The organism is Paenibacillus sinopodophylli, from assembly GCF_005930355.1.
Taxonomy (GTDB): domain Bacteria; phylum Bacillota; class Bacilli; order Paenibacillales; family Paenibacillaceae; genus Pristimantibacillus; species Pristimantibacillus sinopodophylli.
Genome location: NZ_VDBO01000001.1, coordinates 2434334 through 2453592, shown reverse-complemented (window position 1 = coordinate 2453592; position 19259 = coordinate 2434334). Strand labels below are relative to the sequence as shown.

20 protein-coding genes are annotated in these 19259 nt (G+C 46.5%); 12 read left to right on the top strand and 8 right to left on the bottom strand.

Going from position 1 to position 19259, the window contains the following annotated elements; all coding sequences use genetic code 11:
• Window positions 1-21 precede the first annotated feature (21 nt).
• On the bottom strand, window positions 22-447 hold the full coding sequence (locus FGT79_RS10825) for a MarR family winged helix-turn-helix transcriptional regulator (RefSeq protein ID WP_138752662.1): 426 nt from the start codon (window positions 445-447) through the stop codon (window positions 22-24).
• 99 nt (window positions 448-546) lie between these two features.
• Entirely contained in the window at window positions 547-1401 is an 855-nt protein-coding gene (locus FGT79_RS10820; protein ID WP_138752661.1) for a helix-turn-helix transcriptional regulator, read from the bottom strand.
• A gap of 173 nt (window positions 1402-1574) precedes the next feature.
• On the opposite strand from FGT79_RS10820, the gene FGT79_RS10815 reads away from it, so the two are divergent.
• The gene (locus tag FGT79_RS10815) at window positions 1575-2711 is read left to right on the top strand and encodes a Gfo/Idh/MocA family protein (RefSeq protein ID WP_138752660.1); all 1137 of its coding nucleotides are present in this window, start codon (window positions 1575-1577) and stop codon (window positions 2709-2711) included.
• Window positions 2708-3781, top strand: coding sequence for a Gfo/Idh/MocA family protein (locus FGT79_RS10810; RefSeq protein WP_138752659.1), 1074 nt, complete (start codon window positions 2708-2710; stop codon window positions 3779-3781). The genes FGT79_RS10815 and FGT79_RS10810 overlap by 4 nt, the downstream gene beginning before the upstream one ends.
• An 81-nt stretch (window positions 3782-3862) precedes the next feature.
• Here the strand turns inward: FGT79_RS10810 and FGT79_RS10805 are convergent, their stop codons facing one another.
• Entirely contained in the window at window positions 3863-4255 is a 393-nt protein-coding gene (locus FGT79_RS10805) for a hypothetical protein (protein ID WP_138752658.1), read from the bottom strand.
• Window positions 4256-4491: 236 nt separating this feature from the next.
• Between FGT79_RS10805 and FGT79_RS10800 the strand changes: the two genes are divergently transcribed.
• From FGT79_RS10800 to FGT79_RS10770, 7 genes are all read left to right on the top strand, one after another.
• Window positions 4492-5037 carry a hypothetical protein gene (locus FGT79_RS10800; protein ID WP_138752657.1) on the top strand — a complete coding sequence of 182 codons (546 nt, stop codon included), beginning with the start codon at window positions 4492-4494 and terminating at the stop codon, window positions 5035-5037.
• Between the two features lie 205 nt (window positions 5038-5242).
• Window positions 5243-6493, top strand: a complete 1251-nt coding sequence (locus tag FGT79_RS10795) for a carboxylate--amine ligase (RefSeq protein WP_138752656.1) — start codon at window positions 5243-5245, stop codon at window positions 6491-6493.
• Window positions 6494-6810: 317 nt separating this feature from the next.
• Complete coding sequence (locus FGT79_RS10790) at window positions 6811-8025, top strand: GTP-binding protein (protein ID WP_138753042.1); 1215 nt, start codon at window positions 6811-6813, stop codon at window positions 8023-8025.
• A 62-nt stretch (window positions 8026-8087) separates the two neighbouring features.
• Window positions 8088-8237, top strand: coding sequence for a 50S ribosomal protein L33 (rpmG, locus tag FGT79_RS10785; RefSeq protein ID WP_138752655.1), 150 nt, complete (start codon window positions 8088-8090; stop codon window positions 8235-8237).
• 138 nt (window positions 8238-8375) lie between these two features.
• Window positions 8376-9422: a LacI family DNA-binding transcriptional regulator gene (locus FGT79_RS10780; RefSeq protein WP_138752654.1), complete on the top strand. Its 1047-nt coding sequence runs from the start codon at window positions 8376-8378 to the stop codon at window positions 9420-9422.
• 139 nt (window positions 9423-9561) lie between these two features.
• Complete coding sequence (locus tag FGT79_RS10775; RefSeq protein WP_138752653.1) at window positions 9562-10014, top strand: VOC family protein; 453 nt, start codon at window positions 9562-9564, stop codon at window positions 10012-10014.
• Window positions 10015-10088: 74 nt separating this feature from the next.
• The gene (locus FGT79_RS10770; protein WP_138752652.1) at window positions 10089-10784 is read left to right on the top strand and encodes an SDR family oxidoreductase; all 696 of its coding nucleotides are present in this window, start codon (window positions 10089-10091) and stop codon (window positions 10782-10784) included.
• 87 nt (window positions 10785-10871) lie between these two features.
• Here the strand turns inward: FGT79_RS10770 and FGT79_RS10765 are convergent, their stop codons facing one another.
• From FGT79_RS10765 to FGT79_RS10750, 4 genes are all read right to left on the bottom strand, one after another.
• On the bottom strand, window positions 10872-11951 hold the full coding sequence (locus FGT79_RS10765) for a Gfo/Idh/MocA family protein (protein ID WP_138752651.1): 1080 nt from the start codon (window positions 11949-11951) through the stop codon (window positions 10872-10874).
• Between the two features lie 33 nt (window positions 11952-11984).
• On the bottom strand, window positions 11985-12932 hold the full coding sequence (locus FGT79_RS10760) for an AraC family transcriptional regulator (protein ID WP_138752650.1): 948 nt from the start codon (window positions 12930-12932) through the stop codon (window positions 11985-11987).
• Window positions 12933-12961: 29 nt separating this feature from the next.
• Window positions 12962-13966 (bottom strand): Gfo/Idh/MocA family protein, encoded by a 1005-nt coding sequence (locus tag FGT79_RS10755; protein ID WP_138752649.1) that lies wholly within the window; start codon window positions 13964-13966, stop codon window positions 12962-12964.
• A 150-nt stretch (window positions 13967-14116) separates the two neighbouring features.
• On the bottom strand, window positions 14117-14968 hold the full coding sequence (locus FGT79_RS10750) for a helix-turn-helix transcriptional regulator (protein ID WP_171056165.1): 852 nt from the start codon (window positions 14966-14968) through the stop codon (window positions 14117-14119).
• A gap of 127 nt (window positions 14969-15095) precedes the next feature.
• Here FGT79_RS10750 and FGT79_RS10745 point away from each other — a divergent pair, with 127 nt between their 5' ends.
• Window positions 15096-16391: a Gfo/Idh/MocA family protein gene (locus tag FGT79_RS10745; protein WP_138752647.1), complete on the top strand. Its 1296-nt coding sequence runs from the start codon at window positions 15096-15098 to the stop codon at window positions 16389-16391.
• A 21-nt stretch (window positions 16392-16412) separates the two neighbouring features.
• On the top strand, window positions 16413-17819 hold the full coding sequence (gene uxaC, locus FGT79_RS10740) for a glucuronate isomerase (RefSeq protein ID WP_138752646.1): 1407 nt from the start codon (window positions 16413-16415) through the stop codon (window positions 17817-17819).
• A gap of 28 nt (window positions 17820-17847) precedes the next feature.
• Here the strand turns inward: uxaC and FGT79_RS10735 are convergent, their stop codons facing one another.
• Window positions 17848-18090, bottom strand: coding sequence for a hypothetical protein (locus tag FGT79_RS10735; RefSeq protein WP_138752645.1), 243 nt, complete (start codon window positions 18088-18090; stop codon window positions 17848-17850).
• Between the two features lie 154 nt (window positions 18091-18244).
• On the opposite strand from FGT79_RS10735, the gene FGT79_RS10730 reads away from it, so the two are divergent.
• A complete protein-coding gene (locus tag FGT79_RS10730; protein ID WP_138752644.1) occupies window positions 18245-19258 on the top strand; it encodes a prenyltransferase/squalene oxidase repeat-containing protein in 1014 nt (337 codons plus the stop codon).
• Window position 19259 lies beyond the last annotated feature (1 nt).

Below are 19259 nucleotides of genomic sequence, written 5' to 3'. Positions count from 1 at the left end.
CAAATAACAATATAGAATGCCCTATTGCGTACCGGCATTTTGATTAATTTTGGCCATAAATCTCATGAATGCGTTAATTTCGTCAGGCGTTATGTCTGTCAGCATCTGCTGAACGTATTTCTCCTCGATAGGTGCGAGAGCTTGTGCACAGATTGTGCCATTCTCGGTGATGTAGAGCAGTTGTGAGCGACGGTCGTTCGGATTCGCTTTACGCTTAACCAAAGCTTTACGCTCAAGCTGATCGACCAAGCGGGTAATATTGGCGGGATCTTTGTCTGTGCGCTGAGCTAAGTCTTTATGCGTAATCGCATCCTGCTCGTCTAGGCACATCAAGAGAGACCATTGTTCAGGCGTGACGTCATATTCTTGGAATAGCTGCTGCAGACGCTGGTTTAAGCGGCGCCCTGTATTGCTTATGATATAGCCTACTGATTGTTTGATTTTCAAAGCTTTCACCTGCTTCATTTATTTAGTTGTTATAACAATAATAATCGTAACAACTAAATAGGTCAACTGCTTCAACCCTGTAAATCGGATTGAAGCTTATTAGGAATGCGTGGGATGAAGTTGATTCTGCTTGCGATATTGCTCAGGTGTAAAACCTGTATGAAGCTTGAATGCACGGCTGAAATGTGAGGGATGCTTGAAGCCAACCTCATATCCAACTTCGGTAATAGGCTGATTGCCGTCGATTAATTCAATTTTGGACTGGTTAATTCTGCGCTGCATTAGAAATTGGAAAATTGTAATACCGGTAACCTCTTTGAAGGTTTTTGCCAAATAAAACTTGCTGAGATGAAGCTCGGATTGAATGCTCTCTAAGCTTATATCTTCATTGAAATGATGATCAAGATAAGAAATAATCGATTGGACATGCTGCTCTTTGGAAGAAGGGAAGACAGGCTTTTCCTTCAAGGGCTTCTCGCATAGCTGATTGATTAAAATAAGAAAATCGAGTAATTGCGCTTGAAAGCGCTGGTAAGAGAACGAATCCTGCTTACCATAATGCTGCTCCAGCCGCTGGAGGACAGCTTCAACCTCCGCTTTCTCGTAGCCACGCAGTTGAAGCCTCACATTTTGCAGCTTGCGGAATGGTTCTAGCAGATCTGTTGCAAATGAAGGCTGGATGAATTGCTCGAAGTAAAAGGGATCAAAATGCAGCGTGGAGCGATGGTATTGCACTTCAGGATCAACATGTGCTCGGTGCAGCGTCATACCATGCATAAGCAGAAGATCCCCTGGCTCAAGCACATAGATGCGGTCATTGATTAGATAGTTCACTTTGCCGCTATGGAAATAATATACTTCATAATGAAAATGAGTATGATAGGTGCCTTGCATATTAAAATCAGAGGTGGTGCCCATCGTGAATGGTGCGCTAATGCGGAACTGTGTGCTCATCCTGTCACTCCCCTCATAAATATCCTCATTATACACCAACCAGAGTTAAATAAAAGAGTAAACAGGATAATGCGAATGAAGTCGGCATGACTGCAAAGTGATACCATAAAGGCAAGCAAATGAAAGCAATTTAAGCAAACCATTTTACTTCATAATAAAGGGGCGGTATTCGGATGCAGATCGTTCGTTTGGGAATTATTGGGCTTGGGAATATGGGGAAAGGGCATATTAATTATTTGAGCAATGGTGAAGTAAGCGGAGTAGAGGTAACAGCTGTCAGTGACACAATTGAAGCGAATCTTCAGTGGGCAAGAGAAAAGCTTGGCAATGAGGTCGGCTTGTTTGTAGATCCGCTCGAGCTGATGGATTCCGGACTAGTGGATGCTGTCCTTATCGCCACTCCTCATTTCTCGCATCCAGAGCTTGCAATCGCTTGCTTCGAACGCAGACTGCATGTGCTGTGTGAGAAACCGGCTGGCGTGTACACGAAACAGGTTCGTGAGATGAATGAAGCGGGAAGCAAAGCGAATGTGAAGTTCAGCATGATGTACAACCAACGGACGAATCCATTATATGTGAAGCTTAAAGATATGATTGATGCCGGAGAGCTCGGCGAGATTAAGAGGACAAACTGGATTATTACAAATTGGTACCGCTCTCAAAGTTATTATGATTCAGGCACGTGGCGTGCAACATGGGCGGGAGAAGGGGGAGGCGTGCTGCTCAATCAAGATCCGCATCAGCTTGATCTCTGGCAGTGGACGATCAGTATGATGCCTAAGCGCGTTCGGGCATTTTGCTATTTCGGCAAGCACCGGAATATCGAGGTTGAGGATGACGTCACAGCATTTGTAGAGTATGAGAATGGAGCAACAGGTGTATTCGTGACGACGACTGGCGAAGCACCGGGTACGAACCGTCTTGAAATTAGCGGAGACCGGGGCAAAATCGTAATCGAAAACAATGAGTTGACGTTCTGGCGTCTACGCGTCTCAGAGTCTGAATTCAATCGCACGTATACAGGCAGTTTCGGTCAGCCGGAATGCTGGAAGTGTGAGGTTCCTGTGGAAGGCAGCTATCCAGACCATAAAGGCATCACTCAAAACTTTGTGAATGCGATTCTATTCGATGAGCCGCTCATCGCACCAGGAGAAGAAGGGATTAAAGGGCTGATGCTCTCGAATGCCATGCTGCTCTCAACATGGACGGATAATTGGGTTGACCTTCCTATAGATGAGGAGCTATTCCATCAGCATCTTCAAGATCGAATCTTGCACTCATCGTTCCAGAAGGAGGCAGTAAGCAAATGAGCAAAGCAGATGGTATGAAATACGCTCCAAAAGGAAAGCCGAATAAGGTCGTTGAGGACGGACAATTCATCATAGCCGCTGTAAGCCTCGACCATGGACATATTTATGGCATGTGCAACGGATTAATTGAAGCGGGAGCTTCCCTGAAATGGGTGTACGACCCTGACCCAGCTAAGGTGGAAGCCTTTATTAGCCAATACCCGCAGACCAAGGCTGCCGCGTCGGAGGAGCAGGTGCTCACTGATCCGGAGGTTCAGTTGGTAGCGGCTGCCGCCATTACATCGGAGCGTGGACCGCTTGGTGTTCGTGTCATGCATAGCGGCAAGCATTACTTCACGGATAAAGCTCCGTTTACGACGCTTGAACAGCTCGCAAATGCGCGGAAGGCTTATACGGAGACAGGCAAGAAATATGCGGTTTATTACAGTGAACGGCTGCATGTGGAGAGCGCTGTCTATGCTGGTCAACTCATTGAGCAAGGCGCGATTGGACGCGTTGTTCAGGTACTTGGTCTCGGGCCGCATCGCTTGAATGCGGGAGCCCGACCGGCGTGGTTTTTCGAGAAGGAAAAGTATGGAGGCATTATTTGTGATATCGGATCTCATCAAGTTGAGCAGTTTCTTTACTTCACAGGAAATCAGAACGCTACGGTCGTGAACAGCAAGGTGGCAAACTACGCGAATAAGGATTATCCGGAGCTGGAGGATTTCGGCGATATGAATGTGGTTGGCGAAAACGGGGCTACGGGTTATTTTCGAGTAGATTGGTTAACGCCGGATGGACTAGGCACATGGGGAGATGGGCGGATGCTTATTCTCGGAACAGAAGGCTATATTGAGATGCGGAAGTATATTGATATCGCGCGAGAAGCGGAGGGGGATCAGCTTTATCTGGTGAACGCTGACGGCGAACAGCATATGAAGCTAAGCGGCAAGGTCGGATTCCCGTATTTCGGAGAGCTCATTCTGGATTGCTTGAATGGTACAGAGAATGCGATGACACAGGCGCATACGTTCAAAGCGGCCGAGCTGTCGCTGCTTGCCCAGCACAATGCAGTACGTGTAGAGTAAGGTTTTGTTTGTATGAACAAAGAGAGAGCTGCCTGCGGTCGTTGACTGCCGGCAGCTCTCTCTTTGCTTAAGATGATGCTATCATTGAGTCGTTTTTTTCATTTCATAAACGTGGAAGAAGTCTTCTTTGATAATGACCATCATAACGGTTTTCTCTTTTTTGAAGAAATGAACATGTCCCATCCGCTCTTCCTTCTGTTCCATCCAGCCTTGCTTCTCAAGCTCCTCGAAATAAGACATTGGCGAATATAGCCCCTGCATGCCTCCAAAGTTTTTGAGATTATATTTCATCCCTTTCAAAATATGAGGATTTCCGAACTCCGTTTCCTCTGGCTCGGCTTGAGCGGGAACAATGAAATCAGTGTTTATGGTTGATGGTTTATGTCCCGCATTCTCATCATATGAAGACTCAGCCGTACCCGAGCATGCTGTCAGCATGATAAACAGCAGGACAGATAATAGTGAAAGCTTCATAGCCTGAGGCACCTCCTGTTAAGTGGAAAGCATGTATGATTATTTTATTAGACGTGTTTCTATCCAAAAAGTTACAGAGAAGTGAATGCGTGTTATATTGTATAGCGAGAGTATGATTGGCATACGTGATTGAGGTGTTGAATAAATGAAGATTCGTAAATGGATTGAGGGTCATGCATCCTAAAAAGTTCAAGTGTAAGCCAGAATCGAAAGTGCTATTTGGGAGGAAAGTTGTAGTGTCTTATAAAACAATGACTGAAGAAGTAATGGAAGGCAATTACGATCGTCCTTTAGGCGTTAAAATCATTGCAATTTTAATGATAGTGAGCGGAACCATATTGCTAATCACGCAGTCGATCGCTGTTATTATGCTAAACGAACGCTCGGTGCTCCACGGGGTGTCGAGCCTGATTTTTCAATCAGTTTTTGGTTTTTTAGGTCTGCTTGGACTAGCTGGCGGTGTAGGTATGCTGATTGGAAAGAAATGGGGCTGGTGGTTAGCTGTTTTTCATTTTGCTTATTACTTGACCCTCCATTTGAATATGCTCGTTTCGATTCCAGGAATTACAGAGCAGCATGCCGTATCAGGAAACGGTACCCGACATTATTTTAAAAATGGGATTCAGGTTTTATGGAATGTTTTATTGCTGCGCTACATGTGCCGTGACTATACAATGTCATTTTTCAAAATGTCGGATACGAATACACTAAAAGCAATAGGAGGGGTGTTCTGCATTGTTGCAGTGATTTTTGCAATAGGCTCGTTATTGAGCTTTTTATAAACAAAAGGGTATTGCAGAGGGGCTGCCACTTCATGCTAACAGACTTCTTCATAACGGGCTGAAGTCTCTTTATGATGTTCTGAATTCCTTTCATGTAGGACGCCAATTTTTGCGAAAGTTAACTATGCTATTTCTCATTAATAAAGGTATGTATTTTTGATATAATAAGAGGAATGAATGTAGAACAGGTTAAAAAGGAGACAACATGAGTAGTTACGATTTTTTACCGATTATTCTGGGAAGCGATGAAAATGCTTATGGAAACGTTAGACTCATCCATGAGAAATACGAAATTAAGCCGTTATTGGTGTGCAGTCGGCTGTTAATTCCAACGATGAACAGCAAATTGTTTGATCTTATTCAAATCGATGGATTTGACAGCGAGGACATATTTCCAGATGCGTTGCTATCCATACTCGAGAAATATAGCGCTTCTAACAAAAAAATAGTCGTCATTCCCTGCTCGGATTATTATGCGGCCATGCTGTCGCGGCATTATAGCAAATTCAAAGGACTTATCATGAATCATTTTATTTCTGAGGCCTTGCTTGATACGTTCGATACGAAAGATAAGTTTTATAAGCTATGTGAAAAACATGGACTGGATTATCCGAAGACGATTGTATGCGAGCAGCATGAACGCGAAATTGCATTGGAACATATGGAATTCCAATTCCCAATCGTCGTAAAACCGGAAAACAGCAATGCCTACGCCTATTTGCATTGTCATTTTGAAGGCAAGAAAAAGGTGTTTTTCTTTGATACGAAGGACGAGTATTTAACGATGGTCAGGAGCATGAATCTTTCTGATTATGCAGGAAAGTTAATTATACAAGAGTTTATTCCTGGCGGAGACAGCTCGATGCGAGTCATCAATAGCTACTCCGACGACAACGGAATTGTAAAACTGATGTGTCTCGGTCAGCCCGTGCTTGAGGAATATGCGCCTAAGACACTAGGCAACTATGCTGCGATTATTAGTCGCTCGGATAAGGGCATCTATCAGAAGGTGAAGACATTTCTTGAAGAAATCGGATATGTTGGTTTTTCCAATATTGATATGAAGTACGACCACAGAACAGGCAAGTATATGATGTTCGAAATTAACCCGCGACTTGGCAGAAGCAGTTTTTTTGTTCGGGCAGCGGGACTTAATATGATCGCGACGCTGATCGATAATGTCGTTTACGGTAAAGATGAAGACTGCGTATACAGCGACAAAACAGCTCTTTGGACAAATGTACCTAAAGTCGTTCTGCGAAAATATGTAACGGAACCAGCCTTATCTGATGAAATTAATAAACTGTATAAGCAGAGAAAAGTGCTTAAATCCATTTGGTACAGAAAAGATTTGAACTTGAAACGGATTATAAGAGTTTCAAGGTATTTTTTCAGCCATGTAGGCAATTTCCGTCGTTATTATTTCAATAAGGACAACATGTCTTCTCCAAAATGATGAATGGAACGAACAATGTAAGCTCAATAAAACAGCGTTAGTCTTGGATTATTTTATCGTCCATGGCTAACGCTGTTTTTTATACATGTTCATCGGGAATGAAATTGCTGAAGGGGCAGAAGAATGTTTCGGAAATGCGTGGTCCAGCACAACGTTAATAGTAATCATTTCGATCTTGACCAATACATTTGCTGCTGGTATACTGAATAAAACGTAATTATTACTATTAACGAATGTAGTCAGCATTTTTTTTGTTATTAAATCGTAATATTAACGTTTAATCGAAGACGAATGGACTATAGAAGCAGAGGTGCATGATGACAATTAACAAAATTCCAGTGACGGTATTAAGCGGCTATTTGGGTGCTGGAAAAACAACGATTATGAACCATGTGCTAAATAATCGTGAAGGACTTAGAGTTGCTGTTATTGTAAATGATCTAAGTGAGTTAAATGTCGATGCGGCTCTTATTAAGGATGGCGGTGGTTTGTCCCGAACAGAAGAGAAGCTGGTTGAGATGTCCAATGGCTGCATCTGTTGTACGCTCCGAGAGGACTTGCTCGTAGAGGTAGAAAAGCTGGCGAAGGAAAATCGGTTTGATTATATCCTTATAGAATCAACTGGTGTAGGTGAGCCTGTACCCGTTGCACAAACCTTCTCGTACATCGACGATGAGCAGGGCATCGATTTGACGCAATTTTGCCAGCTGGATTGTATGGTTACGGTCGTAGACGCCTATCGTTTCTGGCATGACTATGCATCTGGAGAGACACTGCTTGATCGAAGCCAGGCGGTGGGTGAGGATGACACACGTGAAGTTGTTGATCTGCTAATTGATCAAATTGAGTTTTGTGATGTTCTCGTGCTGAATAAATGTGATCTGGTAGGCGAGGAGGAACTCATCGAGCTGGAGGGCGTGCTTAGGACGCTTCAGCCGCGGGCGACGTTTATTCGGACTTCGCGAGGCGAGATTGATCCAAGGGCCATATTGAATACCGGACTGTTCGACTTCGATGAGGCGAGTCAGTCTGCAGGATGGATGAAGGAGATGGCAGCTCACACCCATACCCCAGAGACGGAAGAGTACGGCATAGCTTCTTTTGTTTATGAGCGGACGAAGCCGTTTCATCCGCAGCGGCTTATGGGATGGATGGAGGAATGGCCGGAAGAGATTGTTCGTGCCAAAGGCATGGTGTGGCTGGCGACACGTAATGATTACGCTCAAAGTTTGAGTCAAGCGGGTCCATCCATTCAATTCGGGCCGGCGGGACAATGGGCAGCGGCATTGCCTGAAGAGGAGCGGAAGGCTGTACTGCTAGAGGACCCTGAGCTAGCAGAGCTGTGGCATGAGGAGTATGGGGATCGTATCAATAAGGTCGTATTTATTGGAATCGAGATGGACCGCTCGAAGCTGGTAGACTCGCTTGATCGCTGCTTGCTCAGTGACGGAGAGCTTGAGCTCGACTGGGATGAATTCTCGGATGACTTCCCGAATGCAGCAAGCGAGCAAATGGAGTCATCCTTTCACTAAAGCAAAAGCAGCATGTTCACAGGAAGCTTATCTGGATTGATTTGGAGCAGGAGGTGAGAGCAATGAGAGTAATTATAACGCTTGCTTGTACAGAATCGGGAGACCGCAACTATACGACGACAAAAAACAAAAGAACGACGCCGGAGCGGCTGGAGGTTAAGAAATATAGCCCGCGCCTTAAACGTGTGACGGTTCACAGGGAAACGAGATAGTGTTAGCTGGCAGTAATGAAGTCTGGACGTTCGCGTTCAGGCTTCTTTTTGCTGAGAAGAGAAATTACGGATTGACAGTGATGATGATCATTGGTACCATATGCGCATAAACACGTGTTTACAAGCGGGGGTTACAGTTTGAACAAGGAGATAAACAGCACGGAGATCGCTAAGCTCGCAGGCGTATCTCGAAGTACAGTCAGCAGAGTCATAAACAATTATGCGAACGTGCCTGAGCATACGAAGCAGAAGGTAATGAAGGTCATTCAGGAGTACAATTACTATCCGAATCTATCTGCTCAAGTGCTTGCGGGCAAGCGAACTCGAACGATTGGGTTGTTTATGATTGATTCAGGACGCGTATCAGGGGATAGTATATCAAGCCTACTCCTTGCACGAATTATTGAGAGCGCTTCATCTCAAGGTTATTACGTATTGACACATATTGTTAGAGATATAAGGGTGAAAGAGGAAATTCGCACGATTAAGGAAAGCTTCTATCAGCGAAGAATAGACGGAGGCGTGTTCATTGGAGCAGCCAATGAAGAGCTGCTGATTGAAGAGCTGATTGCAGAAGGTTTTATTGTTGCGATTGTGGATCAACACCTGCCTGGCCGGGAGAAGTCTAATCGGCTTGTGTTCAACTTCGACAATGAAACAGGAGTAGGTCTAGCTGTTGATTATTTGGCTGCCTTGGGACATCGGCATATTGGCATGATTAATGGTGATATGAACAGATATTCCGGTCCTTCGAAGCTGCACGGCTTCGAACTAGCGATGGCCAAGCACAATCTGCAGATTCAACCTGAGTGGCTGCTGCCTGGAGATTTTAATGAAGCGAGCGGCTACAAAGCGATTAAGGATTTCTTGAAGGAAGAACGGAAGCTTCCTACCGCTATATTCGCTGCGAACGACAGCGTTGCATTCGGTGCTATCCGCGCCTTGGAGGAAGCAGGTATACAAGTACCGAAGCAAATGTCGGTTATTGGCTTTGATGATCATTTCCGTAGTGAATATCATCGACCAGCCTTAACGACGATCCGTATTGACTTTGCACATATGATGGATCAATTGACGAAAACGTTAATCGCAACTATCGAGAAGGGTTCTACATCCACCAGACAGACGACAGCTGGTACGACCTTGGTAGTAAGGGAATCCTGCACCCAAGTTGCAGTGGATTGAATAACCATTTTATATTGGCAAGCGTATCGGGTAGGTATGAGAGGGGGGGATAGGCATGTAGCTTATGCAAGCTGAGGTGTTGTTCATTCATGTACAACGTTCCATTTCGATTACTATAACAGGTAAGGGGAGAATAAACGTGGAAAAGAATGTGCTTGGAAATCGAACGATTACACAGATTGGCTTGTTGGTGAATGATATTGACGAAACCTCTCAGGCCTATGCTGATTTTTTTGGTATAGACAAGCCTGACTGGTTCTGGACGGATACGGTAGATAAAGCAAAAACTGAATATAATGGAGAGCCTTCAATTGCTCGTGCAAAGCTGGCTTTTTTTGATATGGGAGCGCTGCAGCTTGAGCTTATCGAGCCGGATAAACATCCGAGCACATGGAGAGAGCATCTCGATAAGCATGGTGAAGGCCCGCACCACATTGCGTTCGTCATTGACGGTATGAAGGACAAGGTCTCTTTAATGGAGAAAAACGGAATGCCGCTTGTTCAAAAAGGAGAGTATACAGGCGGTCGTTACGCTTATATGGACACATTTAAGCAGCTCAAGATTATGCTTGAATTGCTGGAGAACGATTAGATCTGATGGCTAATGAGGCTGTTCATGAAGACAGCTCTATATCACTTCTAGATGGATAGGAGGAAAACAACGATATGAATCTATTAATTACAGGCGCGAACAGAGGATTAGGACTTGAGCTTGCGAAAGAAGCTTGTGAACGTGGACATCACGTATTGGCGGGTGTGCGCAGCCCTGGCTCATCTGCGGAGGGGCTTATGGAGCTGGCTTCGGCATATCCGGAACAGGTAACGATCGTGCCGCTCGACGTAGCAGATGAACAGTCTGTGCGCTACGCATACGAGCATGTTTCAAGCCGCATGGATCGTCTGGATGGCATTATTAACAGTGCGGCTATTCTCCTTGGCAGGGATCAGAAACTGAGGGATCTTGAACTCGAGCAGCTGGAGCAATCGTTCCAGACCAACTTATTCGGTCCAATAGCCGTCCTTAAGCATTTTCTGCCGCTGCTCGTTAAAGGTGAGAATCCGAGCATAATCAACATCAGCTCGGAGGCTGGTAGCTTTGCAGGCGCTTATGGTGGAGATTATTCTTACGCACTGTCCAAGTCAGCGCTCAATATGTTCTCTGCCCAGATCAAGAGGGAGCTGGCACCACAAGGCATCCTTGTTCATGCACTGCATCCTGGGTGGATTCGAACGGATATGGGCGGTGATCAGGCTCCTGGCGATGCTGCTGTTTCGGCGAAAGGCATCCTAGATATTGTGGAACGCAAAAAAGTGACGGATGAGCTGTTTATCGATCATACGGGAGCTCCAATGTCATTATAAATAAGACTGTTTATAAGTGAATGCAGTTCGAAAAAAAAGCTGCGAGGCAGGTCAGATGACCAAGCCTTGCAGCTTTTTGCGTACAGCTTATAGATAAACGGCTTTGCCCGTTTTGGAGGATTCGTAGATTGCCTCAAGAATTTGTGAAACGACGAATGCTTGCTCCGGTGTAACGACTGGATCGGTATCCTCGTCGATTGCTTTCAGCCACAGTCTCATTTCGAGATCGGCATCACTCTCGGTTTTGCCGTCGTAGAATGCAACGCCGCCTGCTTTCAAATCTACCTGCGTCGTATACAAGCGACTGTGCTTCTCACCATTAATGCGAAGGCCGTCTTTCATATCTGCTCCGCCTTCTGTACCAGAAAGCGTACATTTCGCTTCATCAACCTCAAGCGTATTAAGTGCCCAGCTTGATTCAAGCACGATTGTTGCCCCGTTCTCCATGACAATCATACCGAATGCGGAATCCTCAACGGTGAATTTGGCAGGGTCCCATGGTCCCCATGCGTTAGCAGCATTCTCGCGCTGAGACAGCTTGTGGTAGGAGGTGCCAAGCACGACCTTAGGCTTGTAGTTGTCGAGCATCCATAGCGTCAGATCCAGTGCATGTGTGCCGATATCGATAAGTGGTCCGCCGCCTTGCTTCTCTTCATCAAGGAATACGCCCCAAGTTGGCACAGCACGGCGACGAATCGCATGTGCCTTGGCGTAATAAATGTCGCCAAGCTCGCCAGCAGCGCAAAGCTGCTTCAAATGCTGGCTATCTGGACGGAAACGGTTGTTATAGCCGACGGTAAGCTTCTTGCCGGTACGACGTGCTGCATCAACCATACGCTGTGCGTCATGAGCAGTTTTGGCCATTGGCTTCTCGCTCATAACATGCTTGCCGGCTTCAAGTGCTGCGATAGCGATATCGGCATGAGAGTCGTTCGGCGTACAGACATGTACGATCTCAATAGACTCGTCTTTGAGCAATTCGGTGTAATCTGTATACACACGTGCACCTTCTGCACCGTACAAGGCGGCAGCTTCAAAAGCGCGATGCTCGACGATATCACAGAAAGCGACGATTTCAACGTTATCAAGTTTCTTTAAGCTTGGCAAATGCTTGCCGTTGGCAATTCCGCCGCAGCCGATAATAGCTAGTTTATAAGTTTTGGACATGTTAAGCAGCCTCCTAATAGTTCCAAATTGTAGTTATTGCAGTTGTGGTTCACGGGTGTTTCTTCGGAATTCAGAGGGCGTTACGCCAAATTTCTTGCGAAATACGGCATGTAAGTAATTTCCCCCTGCAAAGCCGGCGAGCTTAGCGATCTGCTCGACTGATTGCTCGGTTTCCAGAAGCTCGCGGCATACGACCGTCAACCTTATATCCTCGAGTATTCGGCTGAATGTATGACCGTGATGAAGCTCCTTGAATAAACGCTGGATATGCCTGGTGCTTAGATTAAGCTTGTCCGCAACGTCCTCAAGCGTAATACTGCCATCGTAGTTCGCGTACATGTATTCCAAGGCGAGCCGGTATCGGTAGGCCTTCATGTCACGCGTTGGAAACTGCTTCTGTTCATTTGCTTTGTCATAAGCACGCACAGCTCTCAGCAGAATCTGGATGACGGTTTGCTTAATAGTCGTATAGCTGCCGACAAAATTGTCATTGCATGCCTGATAAGCTTCCAGAAAGCGCGGCATCGCTTGGTGCAGATCAGCAGTTGGATGGAGAGGAAGCACTTGAAGCTTCTCCATGCAGTTCCTTGCCTCTGCAGCTTCCCAATCGTCATATGAATGAGGATCATTATCCGTTTGTTCTGCATGCCGATCGATTATATCGACATGCAGGCAAAGCTCATCCATAGCCTCGTAAGCATCCGCTTCTTGGTAATGCATGACGTCGGGTCCGGTCAAATAAAGCATGCCGGGCTTTAGTGCGTATGACTGGTCAGCAAGAATGACCTTCCCTTTGCCCTGCGGGATGAAATGGAATTCATACTCGGCATGCTTGTGGAACCCTACGATCCTCCCAGCAGGGAAATGTGCTAAATGGAAGCGGAGCACATGGATGTCGTATTGTCCCCACCGGATACAAAGCTCCAAGCGTTCAAGCGCATCATGTCGCTCATTCATAATTTCGTAAGGGAAATTAGGCATTCTGCTTCCTCCTCGAAGCCTTCTTGCAGCTACTTGCTTAGCTCATCGATTCGAATAGCGCGGTGCTCGCGTGCTGACAGATTGGAAGCTTCCATCAGTTTCGTCAAATCAATGGCAAGGCTTACATTTTCGTCTGCTGTCGTGTCGTTCTCGATATGCTGCACCCATTGATGGAACGCGCTCTCGCGAGCTGGCGGGATAACCGCTGCCGTCCATTTCTCTGATGAGTCGGCACCTGGTACAGATGTGCGAAGCAACAGCTCGTTCTCAGGCGTGCCGTAAAGCAGCGTACCTTCGGTTCCGTGAATTTCAAGTGTGAACGGTGAATGGTTGTTTACGAAGCCGGCCTCAACGATGCCAATAGCGCCAGAAGCGGATGTCAGAATCGAAACCGCATTGTCCTCGACTTGTTTGCCAGTGACATAACCGAAATGAGCGGACACTTCTTGAGGCATCTCATTCAAAAACAGTCTGGTCAAATACATCGGGTGGCAACCAAGGTCGATCAAAGCGCCTCCGCCACATTCCTCAAGGCTGTAGAAATGCTCTGGAAGCCAGTTGGCAGTTGCCCCGTTATGTGACAACCGAGCACGGACAAGTGTAATTTTGCCAAGCACGCCTTGTGACAAAATATCACGAATAGCAAGCGTATAGCCATCATTCAAGCGTGGCAGCGACACTGTTAATTTTACATTATTTTTGGCTACTTCATCCAGTATAATGTTAACTTCCTTCAAAGTAGGAGCGATTACTTTCTCGGTGAAAATATGCTTGCCCGCTTTGGCAGCAGCAACGATAACTTCCTGGTGCCTATTTGTTGGAGCATCGACGATAACGGCATCAATATCATCGCGTGCCAGCAAATCGTTCAGATTAGCGTGGAAATCAACGCCAAGCTTGCTTGCGGCAGCTTGCCCGCGTTCTGCAATCTCATCCCAAACCGCAACGATTTCTGTACCTGGGTGCTCTTGTGCCTGCTTCGTATAATCCCATGCGTGCACATGCCAATAACTGATTTTGCCAATTCGAATCATCGGTTTATCTCTCCCTGCGAATCTATTAGTGTTTCTGTAATTCAACTATAAATTTATGACAACAAATATAATTTAACATACATTTAATCTTATTTTTAGTGCAATTTAATGACGATTGTTATACGATATTACGACATGTTTTTGTTTGGGTTAATGATGCTGCTTTCGATAATCTCGAGGGGAGAGACGGGTTATTTTTTTGAATGTCTTGCCGAAATGAGAAAAGTTGTCGAAGCCTACCCATGCAGCGATATCGGTGACGCTGCTGTCTGTTTCGCGCAGCAGGCGCTGCGCCTCTTTGATGCGCGTTATGATAATGTAGTCCGAGAAGGCGAAGCCTGTGATCTCCTTGAACATCCTGCTCAAATAGTATGGGCTGATAAAAAACTGCTCTGCGATCCCATTTAAGCGCAGTGTATCCGCAAAGTGACCGTTGATATACCGAATGACCTCTGAGATTTTGGCATGCATAGGTGTTGCATGATGCAGTGGAACGGGTTCATGCTGCTGTACGTATCTGGCTGTGGTCAATAGGAGCAAAGTCAGGGCATGGGCTGGAATCAGCTCGTAGCCGGGAGGCTCCTCCTTTATCTCTGTCAGCATATTCCTCATCAATTGGTCTGTCGCGAGCTGCTCCTGCCTCGGCAGCCGAATGACCGGAGCTTGTTCATGGAAAGCACGCAGGAGCAGTTCCGTATGCTTTCCTGCTAAGCGTTCCAGCATCGGATCGTCGAAGTGCAGAATGAGTCTTTCATGAGAGCCTTCGCCTACCTGCATCGTTTTGTGAAGCTCATGCTTCTGAATAAAAACAAGATCGCCTTGCTCAATGGAATAGGAACGGTCTTTGATGAAATAAATCCGCTGACCGGACAGCATATAATAAATTTCATAGTAATCATGGTAATGGTCGTCCTCCATTGTATAAGGCGACGAGCGTTTTGTATATTCCACATAGAGCTCCGGCGTGCTGCCGAAGCTGTACGTTTCTAATGTATTGGTCACGATTATAATTCCTCTCTTCATTACCGCAAGAAAAGCGGTATATTTCGAAAATACAGCAGAATATGCAGAGAATTATATCACTATCATGCGGTAATATGAAAGCAAGCAAATCGAAGGAGGAATAACCATAATGACAAAAAAACGTTACGTACTCGTTGGCAGCGGCGGCAGGGCAGAGTTTTTTTATGGAGCACTTGCAACCGATTTCAGAGAAACCTCTGAGCTGCTCGCTTTCTGTGACATTAACCAGACTCGAATGGACTATGCGAACCACATTTTAGTGGATAAATATAAATACGATGCAGTAAGAACGTACAAGTCGAATGAGTTCGAAAGCATGATCGAGCAAGAAAAGCCGGACGCGGTTATCGTAACCAGCATGGACCGTACGCATCATACGTATATCATTCGAGCATTGGAGCTTGGCTGCGATGTGGTGACGGAGAAGCCAATGACTGTGGATGAGAAGAGGTGCCAGGAGATATTGGATGCGGTGGAGCGGACGGGGCGCAATGTGCGTGTAACGTTTAACTACCGTTATGCGCCGCATCACACGAAGGCAAGAGAAATTATCGCGAGCGGCACAATCGGCAAAGTGACCTCGGTACACTTTGAATGGCTGCTGAATACACAGCATGGAGCTGACTATTTCCGCAGATGGCACCGTAACAAACAGAACAGCGGCGGCTTGCTCGTGCACAAATCGACGCATCATTTCGATCTCGTCAACTTCTGGATCGGCTCACAGCCAGAATCGGTATTCGCCTATGGTGATTTGCTGTTCTATGGACGCGAGAATGCCGAGGAGCGCGGCGAAACGCAGTTCTACGAGCGTGCGACTGGGAATCCGATTGCTGAGAACGATCCTTTTGCGTTACACTTGGATAAAAATGACCATTTGAAAGCGATGTATTTGGATGCGGAGCATGAAGACGGCTACCGTCGCGACCAAAGCGTATTCGGTGATGGTATCAACATCGAAGATACGATGGGGGTGCTTGTCCGTTACAAAAACAACGCCATTCTGACCTATTCGTTAAACGCTTACTTGCCATGGGAAGGCTACCGTATTGCTTTTAACGGAACGAAGGGTCGTCTTGAGATGAACATCGTGGAGCAATCATATGTGAATTCAGGCGGAGAGAAGGCAGATGAAGGCGCTCTCAAGGAGCAGACGATAAAGGTGTTTCCGATGTTTGCAGCACCGTATGAGGTCGAAGTTGAAGAAGGTGTGGGCGGTCACGGCGGTGGTGATCCTGTCTTGCTGAATGATTTGTTCGGAACGCCTGTGGAAGATCCTTGGAACCGTGCGGCTAACCACATTGACGGGGCTAGATCCATTCTGACGGGCATTGCCGCGAATCGATCTATTCAGACGGGTCTTGCTGTACAAATCGACGACCTTGTGAAATTTCACAATTAGTGCTCAGGGGGAAAATAGATCATGAAGCCATTCATGGACGACAATTTTTTGCTATCGAACGAAACGGCAGTAAGACTGTATCATGATTATGCCAAGGACATGCCGATCATTGATTACCATTGCCATTTGAGTCCGCAGCAAATTCTAGAGAACACGAGCTTTGCGAACTTGACGGAGGCTTGGTTGTATGGCGATCATTATAAATGGCGTGCGCTGCGTGCCAATGGAGTTCAGGAGCAATACATTACTGGCGGAGAAGGGGTAACCGATTACGATAGGTTCTTGGCCTATGCCCGAACGGTTCCTCAGACGCTCGGCAATCCGCTTTATCAATGGTCTCATTTGGAGCTTCGCCGTTATTTCGGCGTGGAGGAGCTCATTAATGAGACGAACGCTCCAATCATATGGGAGAAAGTAGATGCTAAGCTGGCAACAGGCGGCTACAAGGCACGTGATTTGATTCAGATGTCGAACGTTGAGGTCATCTGTACGACCGATGATCCAGCGGATTCCCTTGAATATCATATTGGGATCAAAGCGCTGGATGATTTCAATGTGAAGGTTCTGCCTTCATTCCGGCCAGATAAGGCACTTGAGATCAATCGGCCGACGTTTCTAGAGTGGCTGGACAAACTGGGAACCGCTGCATCCGCCGCCATTGAAACCTATGATGAGCTGCTTGCTGTACTTGAAGCGCGAGTAAAGTTTTTCGACGAGGTCGGCTGCAAAGTTTCTGATCACGCGCTCGACTATGTGGCTTATGCAGAAACGAGCAAAGATGCCGCAGCTGCGATATTTGCCAAGGCTCTGAACGGAGAAGTAGTCAGCTTGGACGAAGAGAAGCAGTACAAAACATACACGCTGCTTTTCCTTGGCCGCTTGTATGCGAAGCATGGCTGGGCCATGCAATTCCATATTAATGCAGCAAGAAATAACAGTTCCCGCATGTTCGACAAGCTGGGGCCCGATACGGGCTTCGATTCTATTAATGACAGCACGGTAGCTTATCCGCTTGCAAGGCTGCTTGATGCTCTTGATGCGGACGATGCGCTTCCGAAAACAATTGTCTACTCGCTGAATGCGAAGGATAATGATGTACTGGGTTCCATCATTGGCAGCTTCCAAGGCGGGGGCATTCCAGGGAAAATCCAGCTTGGCTCAGCATGGTGGTTTAATGATACGAAAAACGGTATGCTGGACCAAATAAATGCGCTTGCGAATCTAGGTCTTCTAAGCCGATTTATCGGCATGTTAACCGATTCCCGCAGTTTCTTGTCCTACACGAGGCATGAGTATTTCAGGCGCTTGCTTTGTAACCTGCTAGGCGAGTGGGTCGAGAATGGCGAGGCTCCGCAGGAGATGGAGCTGCTTGGAGATATGGTTAAAAACATTTCCTACCGCAATGCGAAAGCTTACTTTGGATTTTAGAGTTAGAAAAACGTTCTGCAACTTCGCTCTAGCTTGGCGGAGGCTGCGGAACTTTTTTGGCGTCGATCCGGTAGGCAGCCATCACATATTTGAGCATCTGAGGTGCTGCGATATTAGCGGCTATGCCGAACAGCTCTGAATGGGCTGTTTTTCTGCATAGCAAATAAAAGGCTGTGCCGCCGATCAGCTCGAAGGCAAGGAACTCCTTCCATTTCCAGGCGGGTATGACGTAAATTTTAAATTCATTGTTTCTGGAAGCTCGTATACGCAAAGTGGTAGCCCTCCTGCTATTAGGCAAATGAATCACAGCCGTATCTAAAGTATGCGGTGCGGCTTATCCCACATGCGTAATTGTTTCATCTTGGAGAATGTCATCGAAATTCATACATAAGGAATTCAAAATAAATATAGGCAGGTGGCTGGTTATGACCGATTTACGCCCATTTATCGCTCGTGTCATGAATACGCTCGAGGCTCATCGCTTCGATAAGGATAACAGAAGCTATGGCAGGCATTTAGCGCAGCTCGATCGAACTAACTGCTTCGATGATGTATATGGAACAGCAGATGCTGCCATTCTTTTGTACACACTTAATGAGTTGCTGGAGGAGCAAGCGGATAAGAATCTGTGGATTGCTGCGATTCAGCAGCATCAAGGGGAAGCTACAGGTGTGTTCGCAGGATTGGGGCATAATGATATTCATAGTACAGCATTCGCGCTGTCAGCTCTGGAGCTGTTTGGTGGGAAGGCGAAATACCCGCTCACCGCATTCGCGGAGCTTATGGACAACGAACAGGTAGCCCCTTTTCTAGAAAGCTTGGATTGGCGGGACGAGCCATGGGGAGAGTCGTTAAAGGGAGCGGGGTTATATGCTTGCTTGGTACTGTCGGAATCTGTAGGAGAGGACTGGGAGCGTGCTTATTTCAATTGGCTGCGTGAACAAGCAGATCCATTAACGGGTTTATGGCGTAAGAACTGCGTAAAGCATGCGGATGGAAGCTTAGTGAATGCGCCTCTGTTCCATCATATTGCGGGCAGCTTTCATTATCTATTTAACTTAGCCCATCGGAAAGAGGCGATTCCGTACCCCGAACAAATGGTTGATACCATCTTGGACCTGTATCAAAGTGGAAGTCTGGAGATTCCGAGCGAGCTGTTCTCTTATTTCCATATTGACTGGGCCTATACCATCCTTACTTGCTTGAGACAGAACCCGCACTATAGGAAGGAAGAGTGCGAGGCTGCGGTTAGGGGAAGCTCTGAATTATTCATCGCGGGGCTCGCCCGGCTTGGAGCAGAGCCTTACGAGCCATTCGATGATTTGCATTCACTATGCGGCGCAGTCTGCGGTTTGGCAGCAATCCAGCACATTGTACCAGAGCTAATTGAAACGGAAGTACCGCTGCGACTGGTGCTCGACCGCAGGCCGTTCCTATAAG